The sequence below is a fragment of the Streptosporangium sp. NPDC002544 genome, assembly GCF_040295965.1.
Classification (GTDB): domain Bacteria; phylum Actinomycetota; class Actinomycetes; order Streptosporangiales; family Streptosporangiaceae; genus Streptosporangium.
The window spans coordinates 58,408-76,976 of the sequence record NZ_JBEOWJ010000031.1 but is presented as its reverse complement, the minus strand read 5'-3'; the positions used below and the strand labels follow the sequence as shown (position 1 = coordinate 76,976).

General features: G+C 69.2%; 17 protein-coding genes and 1 pseudogene. 11 read left to right on the top strand and 7 right to left on the bottom strand.

The genetic code is table 11. From position 1 onward, the window contains the following. Positions 1 to 13: 13 nt before the first annotated feature. Both ABT061_RS36040 and ABT061_RS36035 read left to right on the top strand, forming a co-directional pair. The gene (locus tag ABT061_RS36040) at positions 14 to 214 is read left to right on the top strand and encodes a GNAT family protein (RefSeq protein ID WP_350926531.1); all 201 of its coding nucleotides are present in this window, start codon (positions 14 to 16) and stop codon (positions 212 to 214) included. Positions 215 to 538: 324 nt separating this feature from the next. After that, a complete protein-coding gene (locus ABT061_RS36035; protein ID WP_350926529.1) occupies positions 539 to 1,351 on the top strand; it encodes a CPBP family intramembrane glutamic endopeptidase in 813 nt (270 codons plus the stop codon). On the opposite strand, the gene ABT061_RS36030 is transcribed toward ABT061_RS36035, so the two are convergent. Together ABT061_RS36030 and ABT061_RS36025 are read right to left on the bottom strand one after the other, a co-directional pair. Next, positions 1,299 to 2,003: a response regulator gene (locus tag ABT061_RS36030; protein WP_350926527.1), complete on the bottom strand. Its 705-nt coding sequence runs from the start codon at positions 2,001 to 2,003 to the stop codon at positions 1,299 to 1,301. The genes ABT061_RS36035 and ABT061_RS36030 overlap by 53 nt on opposite strands. Beyond that, entirely contained in the window at positions 2,003 to 3,379 is a 1,377-nt protein-coding gene (locus ABT061_RS36025; protein ID WP_350926525.1) for a sensor histidine kinase, read from the bottom strand. The genes ABT061_RS36030 and ABT061_RS36025 overlap by 1 nt, the downstream gene beginning before the upstream one ends. Before the next feature lie 496 nt (positions 3,380 to 3,875). Between ABT061_RS36025 and ABT061_RS36020 the strand changes: the two genes are divergently transcribed. Then, a complete protein-coding gene (locus tag ABT061_RS36020) occupies positions 3,876 to 4,043 on the top strand; it encodes a response regulator transcription factor (protein ID WP_350926523.1) in 168 nt (55 codons plus the stop codon). On the opposite strand, the gene ABT061_RS36015 is transcribed toward ABT061_RS36020, so the two are convergent. The 3 genes from ABT061_RS36015 to ABT061_RS36005 form a co-directional block, all read right to left on the bottom strand. Continuing rightward, on the bottom strand, positions 4,036 to 5,007 hold the full coding sequence (locus tag ABT061_RS36015; RefSeq protein ID WP_350926521.1) for a nuclear transport factor 2 family protein: 972 nt from the start codon (positions 5,005 to 5,007) through the stop codon (positions 4,036 to 4,038). The two genes, ABT061_RS36020 and ABT061_RS36015, sit on opposite strands and share 8 nt — an antisense overlap. Before the next feature lie 383 nt (positions 5,008 to 5,390). Continuing rightward, a complete protein-coding gene (locus ABT061_RS36010; RefSeq protein WP_350926519.1) occupies positions 5,391 to 7,484 on the bottom strand; it encodes a C2 family cysteine protease in 2,094 nt (697 codons plus the stop codon). Positions 7,485 to 7,941: 457 nt separating this feature from the next. Continuing rightward, the gene (locus ABT061_RS36005; RefSeq protein ID WP_350926517.1) at positions 7,942 to 8,499 is read right to left on the bottom strand and encodes a hypothetical protein; all 558 of its coding nucleotides are present in this window, start codon (positions 8,497 to 8,499) and stop codon (positions 7,942 to 7,944) included. 374 nt (positions 8,500 to 8,873) lie between these two features. Between ABT061_RS36005 and ABT061_RS36000 the strand changes: the two genes are divergently transcribed. The 8 genes from ABT061_RS36000 (at position 8,874) to ABT061_RS35965 (ending at position 17,659) form a co-directional block, all read left to right on the top strand. Further along, positions 8,874 to 9,659: a S1C family serine protease gene (locus tag ABT061_RS36000; RefSeq protein ID WP_350926515.1), complete on the top strand. Its 786-nt coding sequence runs from the start codon at positions 8,874 to 8,876 to the stop codon at positions 9,657 to 9,659. Between the two features lie 25 nt (positions 9,660 to 9,684). Next, positions 9,685 to 10,674 (top strand): AAA family ATPase, encoded by a 990-nt coding sequence (locus ABT061_RS35995; RefSeq protein ID WP_350926513.1) that lies wholly within the window; start codon positions 9,685 to 9,687, stop codon positions 10,672 to 10,674. Between the two features lie 3 nt (positions 10,675 to 10,677). Further along, a complete protein-coding gene (locus ABT061_RS35990; protein ID WP_350926511.1) occupies positions 10,678 to 11,562 on the top strand; it encodes a DUF58 domain-containing protein in 885 nt (294 codons plus the stop codon). Between the two features lie 43 nt (positions 11,563 to 11,605). Next, complete coding sequence (locus ABT061_RS35985; protein WP_350926509.1) at positions 11,606 to 12,556, top strand: VWA domain-containing protein; 951 nt, start codon at positions 11,606 to 11,608, stop codon at positions 12,554 to 12,556. Further along, entirely contained in the window at positions 12,557 to 13,612 is a 1,056-nt protein-coding gene (locus ABT061_RS35980) for a VWA domain-containing protein (protein WP_350926507.1), read from the top strand. Between the two features lie 597 nt (positions 13,613 to 14,209). Continuing rightward, positions 14,210 to 15,394, top strand: a complete 1,185-nt coding sequence (locus tag ABT061_RS35975; protein WP_350926505.1) for a sensor histidine kinase — start codon at positions 14,210 to 14,212, stop codon at positions 15,392 to 15,394. 51 nt (positions 15,395 to 15,445) lie between these two features. Beyond that, positions 15,446 to 16,108: a response regulator gene (locus ABT061_RS35970; RefSeq protein WP_350926503.1), complete on the top strand. Its 663-nt coding sequence runs from the start codon at positions 15,446 to 15,448 to the stop codon at positions 16,106 to 16,108. A gap of 78 nt (positions 16,109 to 16,186) precedes the next feature. Further along, positions 16,187 to 17,659 carry a serine hydrolase domain-containing protein gene (locus ABT061_RS35965; RefSeq protein ID WP_350926501.1) on the top strand — a complete coding sequence of 491 codons (1,473 nt, stop codon included), beginning with the start codon at positions 16,187 to 16,189 and terminating at the stop codon, positions 17,657 to 17,659. Between the two features lie 2 nt (positions 17,660 to 17,661). On the opposite strand, the pseudogene ABT061_RS48445 reads toward ABT061_RS35965, so the two are convergent. Next, positions 17,662 to 18,008: pseudogene (locus ABT061_RS48445) on the bottom strand (IS982 family transposase); the annotation flags it as partial. 42 nt (positions 18,009 to 18,050) lie between these two features. Further along, positions 18,051 to 18,557 (bottom strand): DUF3995 domain-containing protein, encoded by a 507-nt coding sequence (locus ABT061_RS35955; RefSeq protein ID WP_350926497.1) that lies wholly within the window; start codon positions 18,555 to 18,557, stop codon positions 18,051 to 18,053. Between the last annotated feature and the right edge of the window lie 12 nt (positions 18,558 to 18,569).

Sequence of the window (18,569 nt, the reverse complement as noted above, 5' to 3'; positions counted from 1 at the left end):
CGTATCCTAACAAGTGGCCGGCGAGGCCGCGACCGCGGTGGTTGAGCGGGTGACGGAATGCGTTCCCGATCTGCCGGTCATCGCCCGTGTGCGCCCGGCCAACACCGCCTCTCAACGGGTGACGGTGCGCGCTGGCCTGGTACGGGCTGAACACCTCGACATCGCCGGCGAGGACGGCTTGGAGTGGATCTTCGCGAAGAACCTGCTTGGCTGAGCCGCGTCGTCACGCTGTCGTTCGAGTTCGCAACAATCAGCCTCTACTGACCTTGCTGCCTGGCGGCACCGTTGCCGGGGTGCGAGTACCGAGTCTCGGGGTGCTGCTACTTCTCACCGACATTCCGGACCCGAGCAACCCCCGACTGCTGTCAAAACTGACCGGCAAACGCTGCTGCTATTCGCCGGCAAAATCAGGTGGTGCTAGTCCCACGGGAGGAAGGGCCGGGTGGAGAGCGGCCGAAATTCGGACTGCCGGTGGATGGCGGCGGCGGCGCGTTCTTGAACACTGGGCCAGGTCAGTTCCCCGAAAGAAGGTCTGTCCGTGTTCGAACGGCTCTCCGATCGCGCTACGTCGATCGTTTTCATCGTCCTGACGCTCACGATCTCGCTGGGCACCGCCGACATCGCCGAAGGGCTCGTCCTCGCCTTATCGCCATTGCTCGTCGTGATGGCGATGCTGCTCGTCATCACGCGAGAGGGGTATTCCAGAGACGGATGGCGCCGGCTCGGTATGGGGCGGCTCGGCCTGCGAACCTGGCCGCTCGCGGTCGCCACCACCGCCGGTGTCTGCCTGCTCGCCACCGCGGGCGCCGTCGCGCTCGGCTTCGCCCGGTTCTCCGCGCCGCAGGGCGACTGGCTGCAGTCGGTGATCGCTGTGTCCATCACCGGGCCGATCCTGTCGTTCGCCGAAGAGGTCGGCTGGCGGGGCTACCTGCAGCCACGGCTCGCGTTCCTGGGCGAGCGCTCGGCGATGCTCGTCGTCGGGCTGGTGTGGATCGCCTGGCATCTGCCGTACATCCTGTTCACGCCGTACTACCACAGCGAAGGGAACCGTGGCCTGGTGCTCTTGCTGTTCAGCGGTTCGGTGATCGCGTTCTCGTTCCTCTTCGGGTACCTGCGTGTCATGTCCGGGAGCGTGTGGCCGGTCGTGCTGGCCCACTTCGCACACAACGCCACCTTCGCCCTGTTGCTGGAGCACGCGATCTCGACTGAGCAGCCCGTGGTGGTGCGCGAGTACCTGGCCGGTGACACCGGGCTGTTCGTGCTCATCGGCACGACGGCCTGTGCCCTCGCGATCGGGATCAGTCGGTCCGCCGCGAGTCGCCGGTCAGCCCTTGCGTCCGCGCGAGGATGACCGCCTGAACACGGTCGCGTAGTTCGAGCTTGCGCAGCACCGAGCCGAGGTGCGTCTTGACGGTCGACTCCGCCAACTGCAGCCGCGCGGCGATCTCCGCGTTGGTGAGACCCAGGCCGACCGAGGCGAGGATCTCGCGTTCACGGGTGGTGAGACGCTCCAACCTGGACGCGGTGGCGGGCGGGTGCTCGGCGGATTCGGTCGTCGGCGGCGCGAGGACGAACGAGTCGATCAGGCGACGTACGAGCCTCGGCGCGACAGGCGCCTCCCCGGCGGCGGCTGCCCGGATCGCCGCCAGCAGTTCCGCCGCGCCCGCGTCCTTGACCAGGAACCCAGCCGCTCCAGCTCGAAGGGCAGCGACGAGAAGCTCGTCGTCGTCGAACGTCGTCAGCATGACGACGTGTGGCGGGTCGGGTGCGGCCAGCAGCCGCCGGGTGGTTTCCACGCCATCGAGACCCGGCATGCGAATGTCCATCAAGACGACGTCCGCACGGTGCTCGGGCCGGCGCAGGGCGTCGAGGGCCGTCTGCCCGTCGGCGGCCGATCCGACGACCCGCAGATCCGGGGTGGCGTCGAGAATCATCCCGAACCCGGTTCGCACCAGCTCCTGGTCGTCCACCAAGAAGACGCGGATGAGGCGGTCGGGACTCATCACTCGCCGCTTCGCCCCATGCCGCCCGACGGGGTGGCAAGGCTCGCAGGTCGCGCGGAAGGCGATAGAACGGTGACGGGGGTCGCGGCATCGATCACGAATCCGCCGCCACGGCGTGGACCTGCCTCCAGCACTCCGCCCAGGGCGCGCAAACGCTCCCGCATTCCGTCGAGGCCGTAGCCGGGTTCGGCAACGTGGTCCGCGGTCGCGTCGGCGCGACGGACACCGACGCCGTCGTCCTCGACTCGAACCATGATCCATCCCTGTGTCCTCGCGACGACCACGTGCGCTGTGGCATGCGGACCGGCGTGCTTCAACACGTTCGTCAGTGACTCCCGGACGATACGGAGCACAGCAAATCGTATAGCGGTGGGAACATCGTCGAACACGGTCGGCTCGGCGTCGACATCCACGGTGAGTCCCGCCGCCCGTACCGAGTCCACGAGCTGCCGCAGCTCGGCGATTCCCAGCCCGGCCCCGCGCGGTTCGTCCGGCCCGCCGGTGCCGGTGCCGGTGTCGGGTTCGGCGTCGCGGAGAACCTCGATGACGCCACGTACCTCGGTGAGGGCCGAACGCGCGGTACGCCCGATCGTGGCGAAGACCCTTCCCGCGTCCGCGCGATCCCAGGGCTGCGCGTGCTCGGCGGCGTACTCAGCGCCGTCAGCCTGCACAATCACGACGGTGAGAGAGTGGGCCACGATGTCGTGAATCTCCCGTGCCGCGACAACACGTTGCCGCTGTGCGACGAACCGCTCGCGCTGCAACCGGCTTTCCTCGAGTCGGGCACTCGCCTCACGCAGTGCACTCATGTTGGCCTGGCGGCCGCGGACGAGATCGCCGATGACCCAGACCAGCACGGACAGGATCCCCAGGAACACAGCGTTCGTGAGCACGTTCGCCATGTATTCAGGCGGGGTGCTCCATCGGAGGCCGGCGAGCACGCTGCCGGCGAGCGCGGCACCGAGGGCGAGCAGGCGGATCGGCAGAGACGCGACATGTGCGGCAACGGTATAGACGACGATCGCCTGCGCGATGTTGGCCGGCAACGGAATCGGCACCACCATGAGCTGAACGGCGAAGGCCGCGGCCGACCAGGCGAGGACCGCAGTCGGGAAGCGTCGCCGTACGGCCAGCGGGAGGATGGCCGCGGTGCCGACGAGGAAGGCGTGCGGCCCGGCAAGAGCACTCAACAGGCCGAAAACCAGCCACATCAAGCCGGTCAGTGTCAGATCCAGCAGCCTGGGATGCTCTCGTGACCACTGGTCGATGCGGGCGGCGAGGAAAGTCCGCTGTTTCAAGGGTCTCTCGATCTTCCGTGACCGTTTGCCGAAGCGGAAACCCCAGGATAGAGGCCGACCATCGATGCGCGGACCCACGCGCTGAAGCCTGTCGAGGCGCCGACCTGTTGCGACATGACCACCAGCCCAGATGGCCTGCCGGTCGAGGCGGAGGTCAGACCGCTGGAGATCCATTCCCGGTACGGTCCCGAGCACCTGGTCGGCCAACCGCGGCCGTGCACGCCGTACAGGCCGCGTTAAAGCAGCGCTGAAAATCCCACCTTCATGATGCTGTGCTGCTCAGGAGATACGTATGACGCGCATAGGCCACCCACCGCTGTCGGGGCCGGCGGCTGCCAAGGCGTGGGTGGAGGTTGAAGCGGGGCGGTGCGCAAACGGGTGCGGAGTTGCTCCTGATGCGAGGGCATGATGCCCATCTTCCCAATCAAGATCTCTTTGAGGTTTGCGGAGTCACGCCGGCGGCTGCGAGCCGCGCCGGACATCTTCGACCGCCTCGGCACGCGGCTGTGGGCCGAGCGGGCACGCGCCGAACTGCGGCTCACCGGCGACGTGCCCGCCGCTCCGCGCCAGGCGGATGACCCGCTCAGCGTGCTCCCCCCTACGGCCGGCCGCGACCGGTGCCTCGAACCGGGACATCGCGGCCCAGCTGTACCTCAGTCCCAGAACCGTCGGCTACCACCTGTACAAGGCTTTCCCCAAGCTGGGGATCACCTCGCGGGCGGAGCCGGCCGCGCTCACCTGAGCAGGCCGTACAGCCGGTCGATCTTGTCCTGGTCGGCGATCAGCGGCAGCTGGTCGAAGGTGAGCCGCCACTGCGTCGAGACGCCGCCCTTGTCAGCGATCCGCTCAACGATGCCGAAGCTCATCGGCTCGCTCTGCCCCTTCGGCAGGACCGTGCCGTGCCACTCCACGTACGTCGCGCCGTGCACCCGAACGGCCTGGCCTGGCTGCAGCTTCACATCGCTGACCTGGTCGAAGAAGGTCGTCAGATAGTCCTGCTTGCCCTTGGCCGTCCGCAGCTCGCGCTCGCCCAGCCCGGGGGCCGACAGCGGAGCACCGCTGAGGGGCGCCGTCAGGGCCGCGACGTCCTCGTTGTTCCACGCCGCGGCCCGGGCGGCCAGCTCGTCGGGACCCATGACCCGCTGCCTGCCCCCCTCGGGCAGGCCGCTGTCGGTGACGCCGCCGAACAGGTTGGGCAGGCTCGGCTCGAGCGGGGAGAACATCTGGTGACGGTCGTAGTACCGACGGCCCTGGAGCACCTTGCCGTCATCGGCCAGCAGGACCCGGTACACCGCCGGGTAGGTGATCTTGTGACCCTTCACCGTGGCCTCGTTGACCGCCTCGAACATCACCGCCGGGCCGTTCACGGCGATGCGCGTGCCGCGGAACCGGAAGTCGGGTACCAGGGCCAGCGTCCCCGCGATCGACGCCCTGATCGTGTCCAGACCCTGCGTCAGGGGCAGGCCCGCCTCCCGCGGCTCCCAGAGCGTCGCTCTGGCGTCCCACATGTCCACGTAGGCCTGCACCCGGTTCTCCGTGGTCACCTTGCCGAAACTGATCTGCCTGTTGATGAACGAGCAGGCGTTGGGCGACACCCAACCCTTGATGCTCGACACCTCCTCTCGCGCCTGCGCGCAACCGTCCTTCGCCTGCGCCGGGCTCGCCATCACGCTCAACGCCAACACCGCGCCGACCAGAATCTTCATCTCCGCCTCCTTCGGGGCGCCGTGCCCCGAACCGAAGCTATAAAGATCGGCCAGTCGGCGAATCCGTCATCGTGACGGTAGGCGCAGGCGTACCGGGTTCATCCATGCCAGGGGTCCGGCGGCCCCGACCGCTGCGCGATCAGCGGACCCGGGCACGCCGAACACCCGAACGCTGCATCGGCGACCGGCGCCGCGCTCGTCCACGCCTACGCCCAACTCGGCATCTCGCCCAACTGCGCGCCGCCGCCCTGACCATCCTCGACATACGCACCGGCGAGGGCTACGCCCATAAGACGGCTGTCCGGAATCGCCGTGGCTCCTCAGCCGCGACGGCCACGGGCATGGCCGACGGCCTGGACCTTTGACGGGCCATGCGGGTGTGGTCAGGCGTGGCGGCTGACGACGGCGTACTGGACGTCGTGGAAGAAGTTCAGGAACTCCTGGAGAGACAGGGTGAACAGCCCGGTGTTCTGTTCGAAGGGGAGGTTCCCGTCCAGGTCGGGGGAGCCTCGGTGGTGCGGGTTGCGCAGGGTGACGGTCGACTTCTGGAGGTCGAGAGCGGCGACCGCCTTGGCGAGTGACGCCGCGTTCACCAGCGCGGTGCCCAGTGCGGGGTTGGTCACGTAGTCGGGGGCCGGCGAGTCTCCCGCGAGCACCAGGCGGACTCCGCTGATCGCGTACTCGTGGCGGGCGAAGATGTAGGGGCACGGGCCATGCTCGGCCATCGGCTCCGCCAGCGACGCGAGCAGCCTGACGACCCTGTCCGCCCAGAGGTCCTTCGGCCGGAGCGGCCGCAGAGTCTTCGTGACCTGCGCGCACGCGTTCTGGAAGGCGGCATCGTTTGTCAGGGTCGCGACGGTGTCACGTTCCTCGTCGAGCACGGGCCGCAGCTTCTTCCCGATCTCGGCGAAGTACTGTGACAACGGGCCCTCGTACCGCTCTCCCAGCGCGATCAGCTCCGCACCGACCTTTCGCCAGCTCACCGAGGCGGTCGGCACCGCGATGCACGGCGAGTTACTCGCCGCCTGATCGGCCACCATGAGCAGCATGTTGAACAGCTCGCCGGTCACCAGGTCGAGCCGCTCCGGGCGCTCGACGACCGCCTTGCCCAACGGTTCCACCTTCACGCCGCGGCTGTAGCGGAGCCGGTGACCGTACAGGCAGGCGAAAAGTACCTCGGAGAACTGCATGCCTTCGCGGATCAGGCGATAGCCGTCCTCCTCCGGGGCGTCCTCGGTGGGAGTGTCGGTGAAGTAGAGGCCGTAGGCGGCGACGAAGGCGGCGAACGCCCTCTCCATGATCGGCACCCAGATGGCCGTCGTCACCGGGAACGCCTCTTCCAGGTACACGTCGCCTCCCAGGGTCCTGCGGCGCCGCACCACGGAGTTCCCGCATATGGCCCTGGCTCGGGCCCCCAGCAGGATGTTTTTCGCACCCAAGGTCGTGCTCTGCGCGAAGAGCGGCTCGACCTCGACGAGCTGCGGCAGCCGGAACGATCGATCCATGAAGGAGATCGTCCGAGTGAACGTGATCAGGAAGGCCGACTCGCTCTTCCTGATCATCCGCTTCAGCTGATCAGAGTCGTGGTCGGCGATGGACGCGAGCAGGGACAGGAAGTAGCAGTCGCCAAGGCTTCCCTGGCACACGTCGTCGCCACTCGGCCCGCCCCCGAGGTACAGCTTCTCCTTCTCCTGGGTCAGGCTTACCACCTTCGGCAGCTTCTCGTCGGGGACTTCCGTCGGCTTGTCGAGGACCACGTCGTTGGAGTGGACGGTGAGCCCTTTGGCGACACGGGGCTCGGGCAGCTCGACCATGAAACCGTTCTGAGTGGAGAAGAGGTTCGGTCCGTGCAGGTGCAGCTTCGCGTACGCCGCCTTCGCCTGCATCTCGTCTGTCAGAAAGGTCCCCGGGCGCAGCGTCGCCGTGTCCAGCGCCACCCGAAGGGTGATGGACAGCTCACTGTGTTCCGCCTCCGCGCTGTCGAAGTCCGCCGCCCCGTCCGCGTACACCTCGATCAGATCGGCGAACGCCTCGGCGAGCTCGGGGGGAATGCATTTGAACGCCGCCTTGCGCTCCTTTTCCGTGCGGCCGGCCCACAGCCGCAACATGGTCGGCCACCGTCCTGCGCTGTCCTCGGTGGCGAAGTGCAGAGTGGCCTGCTCGGCCACCTTCCGTACGGCGCTGACCTTCAGCAGGAGACCCGACAACCGGTCGAGGTGTTTCTCCAGTCGCCCCTTCAGCATCGCCCGGCCGGGAACGGCGTCGGTCAGGCCCGTGATGGCGGACTGCACCGCCTCGCAGTGGGCGGCGAACTCCGGCACGCTCGTGACGTCCTGGATCGACGGCGCGGATCCGGTGGTGACGAGTGCCTCGACCTGGGCCGCGTCGGCGTCGGAGACCACCGCCGCGGCGTCCACCCAGCCGGTCTCGCTGCCGATCGTGATCCGGACGTTTCCGTTTTCGAGCTTAAAAGGCATGTCGGCGAAGGTGAAGGCCATCCCGGCGGGGAGAATTTTGGGCGTTTTACTACCATCAGGGGTAAATCCAGATTCACTGATGAATGTTCCGTTCACAGGCCACTCCGGGGCGTATTTCCGGTCGAGTCGGCAGATCCTTTCACTTGGCCTGTATACGGTCAATGAATGGATACATCTTTGTGACTCCGGGCAACCATGCGAACAGGGTCGGCCGATTCGGCGGGCGTCACGCTGACGACGACCGATGCGGCGGTGGCCGCCGCCAGTCCGGAACACGCTCCGTCTTGAGAATCCTTGGCTTCCGGCCCGGTGTCCCCTGACACTTCACCCCGGCCGGCACAGGGCTCCCGTTTCAGGGCCATTTCCTCGAATGCTCCCTGACCCGGCCGGGTTCTCTTCACCGGACCGCCCGGATATCAACGTTCTCCGGTGTCGCGGCCGACGGACTGGGGGATTTTCACTCCAGGCAGGATTCCTTCTGGCCTTGCCGATCGAACTCCGCCCGCGGCACGAACACGTTGGACTCCTCCCCCGTCTGAAGATCGTACCGATTGTCGAGCACGGTGCCCGGCCTGCGCTTGAGTTCTTCCGCATCACCTATTCGAAACCGGACATGACGTGTTGAATAGCTGTTGTCATTGGTCGCACCGTATGCGCTGTAGGTGATGGTCGAATCGAACGCCGAAGGCTTGAGCACGGCTTCCCATCCGCTGTCGGGTGCGTCAAGGCGGAAAGACGCGATCCCACCCTCAATGCGAGGAGCGACGTAGACGGCATCCTCTATGGATGAGCCGCCAGAGGAAGGTTCGTACTCTGAAGGGGCGGCGGCCCCCTCAGCGGAACGATCGTGATAGACAATCACTGCGTCGGGCTGGCGACCACACCAGGCGAGAACGACAACGAGGTTTCCCGTGGCGTCAATGGTGATGCCGGTGATCCCGTTACTGGGAACGGTGCACCCGGCTGTTCCAAAAACAAGTGCTCCGATGGCGAATAAACCGACGATCCGTCGCATGCGGACAAGGTAGCTCCGCCAGTCGCTCCTTGTACGCCACCGCGTCGCTCGGTTGATCCAGACCGTACGGAGATCGGCAATCGGATGGTCGCCGACCGTCCCCTCGGGCGCAAGGGTCATGCCGCAGCGCTGGGCCGCGACCTCGAACAGCCCGATGTCGGGCTTACAGATGCCTTCGACCCCTGATAACGCGTAGGCGTCGACGACGATGCCGCCCCAAGGTACACCGCAGGCTCCACCCCGGCTTGGCCAGAGCGGTTGGCGCCGCCCCCTCGTCTCCGTGCTGCGCGCGTAGGGCTGCGGGGACCGGTTTCTCAGGGAGTTCTCAGGCGGAGCTTGTAGAACTTTCAACTGAGATTTATGAGTATGGGGCAATGGAGCGTGTGCCGCAGCAGGCCGATGCGGCCGACGCTCAGGGAGCCGCGGCCGGGAGGGCTCGGCGGTTCGTCGTCGGGGGCTGCGCACTTGTCGTCGTGGCGGTGCTGGCGTACTGGCTGGGAGGTATCGGTGGGAACGGCGAAGGGGCCGCGCCCGTGCCGAGCGCGACGCCGACGCCCAGCGTGACGCTCACGGTGGCCGACGTCTTCAAGAGGGTCGGGCCGTCGGTGGTGGTCGTCCAGGCCGGGAAGTCGCTCGGAACCGGGGTGATCGCGGCCGAGGACGGGACGATTCTGACCGCGCACCACGTCGTCGAAGGCACAAAGGACGTCAACCTGACGTTCGCTGACGGCACCAGGGCGAAGGCCGTTGTGGTGTCGTCGAATCCCAAGCGCGACGTCGCGACCCTCAAGCCCGCGAAGCTGCCGGAGATCGTCGTCCCGGCGACGCTCGGCGGCGCCGTGGCCGTGGGCGCGCCCGTCGTGGCGATCGGCAATCCGCTGGGCCTGACCTACAGCGTCTCCACCGGCGTCGTGTCGGGCCTGAACCGGTCCGCCAAAGACGGCGACCTGAGCGGGCTCATTCAGTTCGACGCCTCCGTCAACCCGGGCAGCTCCGGCGGTCCCCTCCTGGACGCTCGCGGCCTGGTCATCGGGATCGTCGTCTCGATCGCCGACCCGGGAGGAGACGAGGCGTTCGCCGGTATCGCGTTCGCGGTGCCGATCGGCGTGGCCCTGGGCGGCGGCGAAGGCGACGGCCCGCCGGGCGGGCCCGAGATCTGATCGAAGCCTCACGAGAAGGAAGACCATGACCTCGACCAAGTCCCCCGAGTCGGCCCATCCGCTGGAACATGTGCTGTTCGAGGTCAAACGCGTGATCGTCGGGCAGGACGTGCTGCTGGAGCGCATGGCCGTCGCGCTGATCGCCGGCGGCCACCTGCTCGTCGAGGGCGTGCCGGGCCTGGCCAAGACGCTCGCGGTGCGGTCGCTGGCCGCCGCGATCGCCGGGAGTTTCCAGCGCGTCCAGTTCACCCCCGACCTGGTGCCCGCCGACCTCGTGGGCACGCGGGTCTACCACCAGCACTCCGGGGAGTTCCGAACCGAGCTCGGCCCGGTGTTCGCGAACCTGCTGCTGGCCGACGAGATCAACCGTGCCCCCGCCAAGGTGCAGAGCGCCCTGCTGGAGGTGATGCAGGAACATCAGGTGACGATCGGCCGCGAGACGTTCCGGGTGCCCGAGCCGTTCCTGGTCATGGCGACGGAGAACCCGATCGAGTCGGAGGGCACCTACCCGCTGCCGGAAGCGCAGGTCGACCGTTTCATGATGAAGGTGGTCGTCGACTATCCGACGCGGGCAGAAGAGCAGGCGATCGTCGACCGGGCGCTGCGTCCGCCCGAGCCGCCGCAGCCGATGGTGACGGCCGAGGACCTGATCGCGATGCGGGCCCGCGCTCGGCAGGTGTACGTCGATCCGGCGATCGTCGACTACGCGGTACGGCTGGTCTCCGTGACGCGCTCTCCCGCGACGGCCGGGCTCGGCGAGCTGGAACGGTATGTCACCTACGGGGCGAGCCCGCGGGCGTCCATCGCGCTCGTCACGGGCGCCCGGGCACTGGCGTTCCTGCGCGGTCGCGACTACGCCCTGCCGCACGACCTGTCCGAGCTCGCGCTCGACGTGCTGCGCCACCGCCTCGTGCTGTCCTACGAGGCCCTCGCGGACGACGTCGACGCCGACACGATCATCACCAGGGTGCTCGGGGCCGTCCGGGCGCCCGACGTCGTCCTGCAGAACCGCTGAGCCATGGCCACCGCCCCCGAGAGGCTCCTGCTCCGCCTGGAGTGGAAGGTCGTCCGCAGGCTCGACGGCCGGCTCCAGGGCGCCCACCGCACCGCGCACCGCGGCTCCGGGATCGACTTCACCGGCTTGCGCGCCTACAGCGACGGCGACGACGCCCGGCACATCGACTGGAACGTGACCGCGCGGCTGGACGAGCCGCACCTGCGAGTGTTCACCGAGGACCGCGAGCTGACGGTGTGGCTCGTCCTTGACCGGTCGGCGTCGATGGCGGCCGGCCGGCCGGGGCGCGGCAAACACGACGTACTCGCCGAGCTCGCGCTCGTCCTCGCTCGGCTGTTCGGCCGGGGCGGCAACCGCGTCGGCGCCCTGCTGTTCGACACCGGGACGCCGCGCGTCGTGCCGCCCGGCACCTCCCGGCGGCACGCGCTGCGGATCGGCGCCGAGCTGGAACGCGCCTCCGGGACGCGCGCCGGCACCACCACCGACCTGGCGGAGATGCTCGACGCGGCCGGACGGCTCGCGCGCCGCCGCGCACTCATCGTCGTGCTGTCGGACTTCATCGGCGACGGCGACTGGGAGCGCTCGCTCCAGCGCCTGGCCCGGCGGCACGAGGTGGTCGCCCTGCGGATCGTGGACACCGCCGACGACGTGCTGCCCGAAGCCGGACTGATCGTGGTCGAGGACGCCGAGACCGGCGAGCAACTCGTCGTCGACTCCGCCGACCCGCTGCTGCGGGTCCGCTTCCGCGCCGCCGTCGACGCCCGCGACGCCCGGCTCGCGGCGGGCATGCGCCGGGCCGGGGTGCCCGTCCACCGCATCGACACCGACCGCGATCTGGCCGAGGCGCTCGTCGAGGTCGTCGCCAGAACCGGGGACCGGTCGCCATGACCGGGCCTGTCGAGGTCATCGACGGACATGTGAGGCCGGCCTCATGACCCTGTCCTCCCCGCTCCTGCTGGCCATCGGACTGCTCGTCACGGCGGCGCTCGTCTGGGCGACCGTCGTCTCGGCGCGCCGCCGGACGGCAGCGCTCGCCGCGGCCGGCGTCGCTGTGCCGGGCGGACGCCAGGCGTACCTCGGCATCGGCCTGACGATCGCCGGCGTCGGGGTACTCGCGATCGCCACCGCCGGACCGACGGCCATGGTGCCGGTGCCGCGGACCGCGGGCACCGTCATCCTCGCCATCGACGTCTCCAACAGCATGGGCGCCGACGATGTCGCGCCCACCCGGCTGGCGGCCGCGCAGCGGGCGGCCCGCGCGTTCGTGGCGGCCCAGCCCGACAGCGTCGACATCGGAGTCGTCGCGTTCGAACGGGGCGCGCTCACCACCGCACGGCCCGACGCCGACCACTCCGTCGCGCTCGCGGCCATCGACCGGCTGAAGATCATTGGCGGCACCTCGCTGGGGACGGCCATCATGGCCTCGCTGTCGGCGATCACCGGCAAGCAGGTGACCGTCGGCCGCGACGGCGCCGCTCCCGACATCGGCTACTGGCCGTCGGCGACGATCGTGATGTTCTCCGACGGCCAGAACCAGGGCGCGGACGTCGAACGCGCCGCCACCGTGGCCCAGCGGGCGGGCGTCCACATCCACACCGTCGGGGTCGGCACCACGGCCGGGGCGACGGTGCGGGTCGACGGCTACCACCTGCAGACCTCGCTCGAGGAGGACACCCTCGCCGTGATCGCGCAGACCACCGGCGGTGCCTACCACCCCGCCTCCGACACCGCGCGGCTCGACGGGATCGCCGACACGATCGATCTGCGGCTCACCGTCTCCGATGAGCCGCTGCCCCTCGCCGGCGGGCTGATCGGGCTCGCCCTCGCGCTGCTCACCGCGGGAGCGGCGCTCACCGTGCTCCGGTCCGGACGGGTGATCTGAATGTCGTTCTCATGGCCGTGGGCGCTGCCGGCAGTCCTGATCATCCCGCTGATCTTCGCCATCCGCGAGTGGGCGCGGCGCCGCCGTCGGCGGGCCGCCGTGCGCGTCACCTCGATCGCGCTCGTACGGAGCGCCCTGCCCGGCCGTACGCGCTGGACGCGGAAGATCCCCGCGGCACTGTTCATAGCCGGGCTCGCGCTGCTCGTGGTCGGGGCCGCGCGCCCGCAGGTGTCGGTCCCGGTGCCGCGGACGTCGGCGACGATCCTGCTCGCGTTCGACACCTCCGGCTCCATGTGCTCCACGGACGTCGACCCCAACCGCATCATCGCCGCGAAGAAGGCCGCCGCGGACTTCATCGAGTCACAGCGGGGCGGGCCGCGCATCGGCCTGGTCACCTTCGCGGGCACCGCGGGTCTGCTCGTCCCTCCCACCGACGACACCGACTCGCTGATCGAGGCGCTGGACGGCCTCACCGTGTCCCGCGGCACCGCGATCGGGCAGGCCATGCTCACCTCGATCGACGCGATCGCGGGGGTCGACCCGTCGGTCGCCCCCACCGGGGCGGACCCCGGCGGCGGGGAAGGCTACGCCGGTGCCGCGATCGTCGTGCTCACCGACGGCGCCAACACCCAGGGCGTCGACCCGCAGCTCGCCGCCCAGGAGGCGGCCCTGCGCCGCGTTCGCGTCTTCACCATCGGCTTCGGCACCACGAACCCGGCCCCGATGGTCTGCGACAACTCACAGTTCGACGGCCGCGGCTTCGGCGGCCGGGGCGGCGGCTTCGGCGGCCGCGGCGGATTCGACAGCGGCCGTAACCCCCGCACCATCGACGAGCCCGCACTCAAGCGGATAGCCCAGACCACCGGCGGCTCCTACCACCGCGCTGAGAACGCCGACCAGCTCCAAAGCGCCCTCGACACCCTTCCCGGCAGCTTCACCGTCATCCGTCAACGGGTCGACACAGCCGCCGCCTTCGCCGCCGGCGGCGCCATCCTCATCGCCGCGGCCCTGTCCCTCTCCCTCTGGTGGAACCGCCCCCGGACCCCGACCCGATGACGGCAGCAGGTAGCCGAGACTGCCTCAGCGGCCCCCGCCGGTTCGCGGCCGTCCACGTCCGCTGGTAGGACCTGGACCATACGACCGGACACGTCGGCATCGGCCTCAGGAGGCCGACGGGCATGCAATCTCCAAGGCGAATTGGCCCGGTTGGGCTACATCATCGCGGCCTCAACGGTGTGGGCGATCCCGCGCCGGCGTGATTGCGCACCCCGGACGGTGCAGGCCCGCAACCTGGTGATGGCCGAAGACCCGTCGTCACAAGCGTGATCAGCGAATACCACCACGCCGCTTGACCACAGCTCAGGACAGCGCCTGCCCGCCCGCCCCACGTTCTGCCCTGTCGACGGCGGGTGAAAACTGACCCCGTGGCGACGCCTGGGGGTCAAGATTCAGACGTCGTTAACATGCCCGCGCGCGGTCTTCTGGGACGCCGGCCGCTTCGACGGCTCGGCGTTCGATGAGGCAGCTCATCGACGGGCTTCGCCGGCGGGTTCGTGGCGGGGCGCCAGAATCGGCCTGCCCGCTGCTGGCTATCCTGTGGCACGTCGAGCCAGGCACGGCTCCCCACCACGAGCCCACCGGAAGGCGACGACCGTGACAGCCTCCCAGCGCCGGAGCACATGGCCGGCGACGACGGTGGTGGCGCACGTGGTCCTGGCTCTCCTGACGATGCTCATCCTGGCGGGCGTCTGGCACCTCGGCGCGGACCTGTGGCAGATCTTCACTGCGGCGGGTGCCGCCGTCCTGCTCCATGTGGGAGCGGTGGTGGCCCATCGACGGCCGTGGGTGGGGTACGCGATCGGCGCGCTGGCAATGCTCGTCCTGGTGACGATGCCCTTCCTGGGTTGGTCACCGAGCATGCTGCCCTCGGCTGTGTGCTTCCCCCTGACGTTGTGGCGGCTGACCAGCCTGGTCTCGGTCAGGTCCTCGGTGGTCGCGTTGGCCGTCGCCGCGCTCGGGATCGTCCTCACCGAGCTGGTGGCGTGGGCCCGGCTGCCCCCTGACCCTGGGTGGACCCGCCTGGTCGAGGGCGGGCTGCTGATGCTCGTGGTCGGCGGCGTGTGGCTTGCGGCCCTGCTGGTACGCCGCAGGCACGAGGCAGGCCGACGAGCCGAGAGCGAACGACTGGCCGCGGCGGTCGCGGACGAACGGGCCAGCATCCGCCGCGACCTGCACGACGTGATCGCCCACACGGTCACCGTCATGGTCGCGCGGATCGAGGCCGCGGCGGTCACGACGGCGGATCCGGCGACCCGCCGCGAACTCGGCGACATCGCCGAGGCCGGCCGGGACGCCCACCAAGGTCTGCGAGCGATGCTGGCCACCTTGGGCCCGGCCACCGTGGCGCCGCGCGCCGATCCCCGGCCCAGACAGGTCCCGATCTCGCTCGATGCCCTCCCCGACCTCGTGGCCTCGGCGGCGAGCCCGCTCCATGCGGTGACGTTCGCGGAGGTGGGTGAGCGACGACCGCTGAGCCTGAGTGCCGAGGTCGCGGCGGTCCGGACCGTGCAGGAGGGCATCACCAACGCGCTGCGCCACCTCGAACCACCGGTCGAGGTGACCGTTCGCCTGCGCTGGACCCCGGCCGAGGTGGTGGTGGAGGTGCGCGACGACGGCGGCAAGGCGCTTCGCGACGTCGGCAGCCAGGGGACCGGCTTGATGGGGATCGAGGAACGTGTGCGTACCGCAGGCGGCACCCTGTCGATCGACGACGGGGACGACGGGTGGGTGCTGCGGGCGCGGCTCCCCACGAAGGAGGGGAATGACCGAACGAAGTGAGGGAATCAGCAAGCACAGCACCTTGGTCATGAGGCCGACGAAGGAGGTCTCGTGACCGGGATCCGTGTCATGCTCGTCGACGATCAGGAGTTGCTGCGGGCCTCGCTCCGTACGGTGCTGTCGGCCGACGAACGCATCGAGGTCACCCACGACGTCGCGAACGGCAGCGACGCGATCGAGGTCGTCCGGCGGCACCGCCTCGACGTGGTACTGATGGACATCCGCATGCCGCGCATGGACGGGGTCGCCGCCACGGCGGAGATCGTCAAGATCGCACCGGCGACCCGGGTGCTCATGCTGACGACGTTCGATGATGACGAACTGGTCGTGGCCGCCATCCGGGCCGGCGCGAGCGGCTACCTGACCAAGGACGTCCGGCCCGCCGCCCTGGCCCAGGCCGTGTGTGACGTCGCCTCCGGGACGTCGGCGCTGGCCCCGGGGGTGGCCGCGACGATCCTCGATCTCGTACGGCAGGTGCCGATGCGGAGGACGGCAGCCCTGGACGGCCTCACCCCACGCGAGGTCGAGATCTTCGGCCTGCTCGCCCGCGGCAGGTCCAACAGCGAGATCTGCGCGGAACTGGTGCTGAGCGAGAACACGGTGAAGTCGCACGTCCGGGCCGTCCTGCAGAAACTGAACCTGCGCGACCGCGTGCACGCGGTGATCCACGCGTACGAGAACGGGCTTGTGGGTCGCAACGATCTGCCTGACTGAGATTCCATCCTGCCGGGTGGTGCCGTCTCACCCCTTCGGGTGATGTCGGCCGGTGACGCCCGGCCTAGGTTCGACGTCGTGTTTTTCCTACATCTGCGCTTTCCTCGTGTGATCTCCCTCCTCGTCCTCGGAGGTGTGCTCGTCGCCCTGCTGCTCGGCTGGACGGCACCGGCCCATGCCACCGGCGAACGACTGGTCGACGACTACCGCTCCGTCTACGGCACGCCGGGTGTCGCGGCGGCCGTGATCGACGGGGCGTCGGTCGAGACGATCGTCCGCGGCCGGGACGGGGACGGCGACGCGGTGACGGCGCGGACTCGGTTCCGGATCGCGTCGATGAGCAAGTCGATGACGGCGGCGGCGATCATGCTGCTGGTCGACCGTGACCGCGTCTCCCTGGACGACCCGGTCGTCAAGGTCCTGCCCGACTTCAGGATGGCCGATCCCCGCTTCACCGGGATCACCGTGCGCCAGATCCTCAGCCACACCTCGGGACTGTCGAACAGCACGAACAACGAGTACGTGTTCCCGCCTCCGCGCAGCGCGCAGGAAATCGTGGCCAGGCTGGCCGACAAGACCCTGGCCGCCGATCCGGGCACCCGCTCGGAGTACCACAACACCAACTACTCGATCGCGGCGAGGATCGTCGAGGTGGTGTCGGGGAAGTCCTTCGACGCCTTCCTCCACACCGAGCTGTTCACGCCGCTGGGCATGACCGGCACCAGCTCGACGCTGGGGTGTTCCGATCGTGCCGAGGGCCTGCCGTCCGGGTACGAGGTCGTTCTCGGGGTCGCCGTCGCGGCACCGGAGATGCCGGGGATCTGCGTCGGCAACGGCGGGGTGATCTCGACCCTGGACGACATGGTGCGGTGGCTGCGGTTCAACCAGGGAACCTTAGGGGCGGACCTGCTGAGTGCCGGCTCCCTGGCCGAGTTGCACACCGTCCAGCCGAAGGCCGGCGACTACGCCCTCGGCTGGCAGGCCCGCCCCGTCACGGCAGGCGCCCCGCCGTCGGTGATCGGCCACGGCGGAACACTGGCGACGTGGACCGGGGACATGGTCTTCTCGCCCAAGACCGGTGTGGCCGCCCTCGTCCTCACCAACAGCGGCGGCGATCCCAGCCTGCTCTCGACCAACCTTCTCGCCGAACGGATCGGGGCACCGGCAACGCCGATGAGCAACCCGCTCACCGTCGTGAACGCGGTCCTGCTCGGGCTCACGGTGGGGATGACCGCACTGCTGGTCACCGCGGTCGTCCGAGCGCGTCGCTGGGCCTCGCGACGCCGCGCGGCGCGCCGGCCGAGGCTGGTTCTGCGGCTCGTGCCCCTTGCCCTGGTGATGGTGCTGGGCGTGGTGCTGCCGACGCTGATCTGGGGGGCGTTCAGCTTCCAGTACTGGATCGTCACCGCCTGGCTGCTGCCGCTGCTGGCGCTCTTCTGCCTCATCTGCTGCGTGCTCGGGGCGGTCGCACTCGGCCGTCGCCTCTGGTGCTTCCGCCGCGCCGGTCAGGCGACCTTCGCCCCGGTACGGCCGACCACGGCGGACAGCTGACCTGGGCGGGCCATGCCACACGGCACCGGCGTGGAGTCTGCGATCCAGTGGGTGTCGAACCAGAAGTCCGTGTCCGCCGCCGGCATCCGTATCGCCTTCTTCACCAGCGACAACGCGTTGTTGTACCCGGACTGCTGCGGCAGGTACGGGAACATCGACGTCAGGTGCGCGTTTGCGTACCGCGGTCGGCGCGTCTCGGAGTGGAAGCCGAGCAGCGCCTGCGCGACCGCGAGAGTGACCAGTTCGGCGTCGGTCAGCCGCGGTGGCCTGCCATCCAGCGACGGGTCTCCAGCTCGTCATCGACCTTCACGTACAGCGCGGTCAGCAGGGCGTCCAGGTCACTCGTCACACAACGATCTTGGACACCCTCTTCGCGTTCCCCGACGTATCGTCAGGCGGCACCGCTACTTGGGCCCTTCGCTCCTCTGAACCCTCGTGCGGCCACGCCGAAGGCAAGACCGCCGACCAGGAACCAGGGATTCCACAGCACCAGCGTCCATAGCCGCTGTTGCGGGCTTATGTCTATCCCCTGGCCCGCTGTGTCAGTCAGCAACAGCACCTCCACGGCGATGCCGCGCGCGAGCAGCACAGCGCAAGCGCACCAGCCCAGCGCCTTGATCACCCGTCCACCCAGGCCACCAGGCCGCGGCCGGGCGAGAAGCCATCCCAGCACGCCGCCGACAAGGCACAGCACTCCCACACCCCACAGGCCAACCACCACGAACCACCCAGGGCGTTCCGCGGCCAGAGGTCCCGCCGAGACGCTCAGGCCCCACCCACCGCCCAGCGCCCAGTAGAAATGAAGCACAGCGAAAGCGACCGCCCAGGTGCACGCGATACGCCCCCACAAACCCGGTGTTGCCTTGCCCTGCGGATCTTCATGCATAGCGAGGAGCATGCCACCGTCGTG

Bases quoted from the DNA above. Each gene is read 5' to 3' on its own strand.
- ABT061_RS36030 (WP_350926527.1), bottom strand. From the start codon at position 2,003: ATGAGTCCCGACCGCCTCATCCGCGTCTTCTTGGTGGACGACCAGGAG.
- ABT061_RS36020 (WP_350926523.1), top strand. From the start codon at position 3,876: ATGACCCGCTCAGCGTGCTCCCCCCTACGGCCGGCCGCGACCGGTGCC.
- ABT061_RS36015 (WP_350926521.1), bottom strand. From the start codon at position 5,007: ATGAAGATTCTGGTCGGCGCGGTGTTGGCGTTGAGCGTGATGGCGAGC.
- ABT061_RS36010 (WP_350926519.1), bottom strand. From the start codon at position 7,484: ATGCCTTTTAAGCTCGAAAACGGAAACGTCCGGATCACGATCGGCAGC.
- ABT061_RS36005 (WP_350926517.1), bottom strand. From the start codon at position 8,499: ATGCGACGGATCGTCGGTTTATTCGCCATCGGAGCACTTGTTTTTGGA.
- ABT061_RS36000 (WP_350926515.1), top strand. From the start codon at position 8,874: ATGGAGCGTGTGCCGCAGCAGGCCGATGCGGCCGACGCTCAGGGAGCC.
- ABT061_RS35995 (WP_350926513.1), top strand. From the start codon at position 9,685: ATGACCTCGACCAAGTCCCCCGAGTCGGCCCATCCGCTGGAACATGTG.
- ABT061_RS35990 (WP_350926511.1), top strand. From the start codon at position 10,678: ATGGCCACCGCCCCCGAGAGGCTCCTGCTCCGCCTGGAGTGGAAGGTC.
- ABT061_RS35985 (WP_350926509.1), top strand. From the start codon at position 11,606: ATGACCCTGTCCTCCCCGCTCCTGCTGGCCATCGGACTGCTCGTCACG.
- ABT061_RS35980 (WP_350926507.1), top strand. From the start codon at position 12,557: ATGTCGTTCTCATGGCCGTGGGCGCTGCCGGCAGTCCTGATCATCCCG.
- ABT061_RS35955 (WP_350926497.1), bottom strand. From the start codon at position 18,557: ATGCTCCTCGCTATGCATGAAGATCCGCAGGGCAAGGCAACACCGGGT.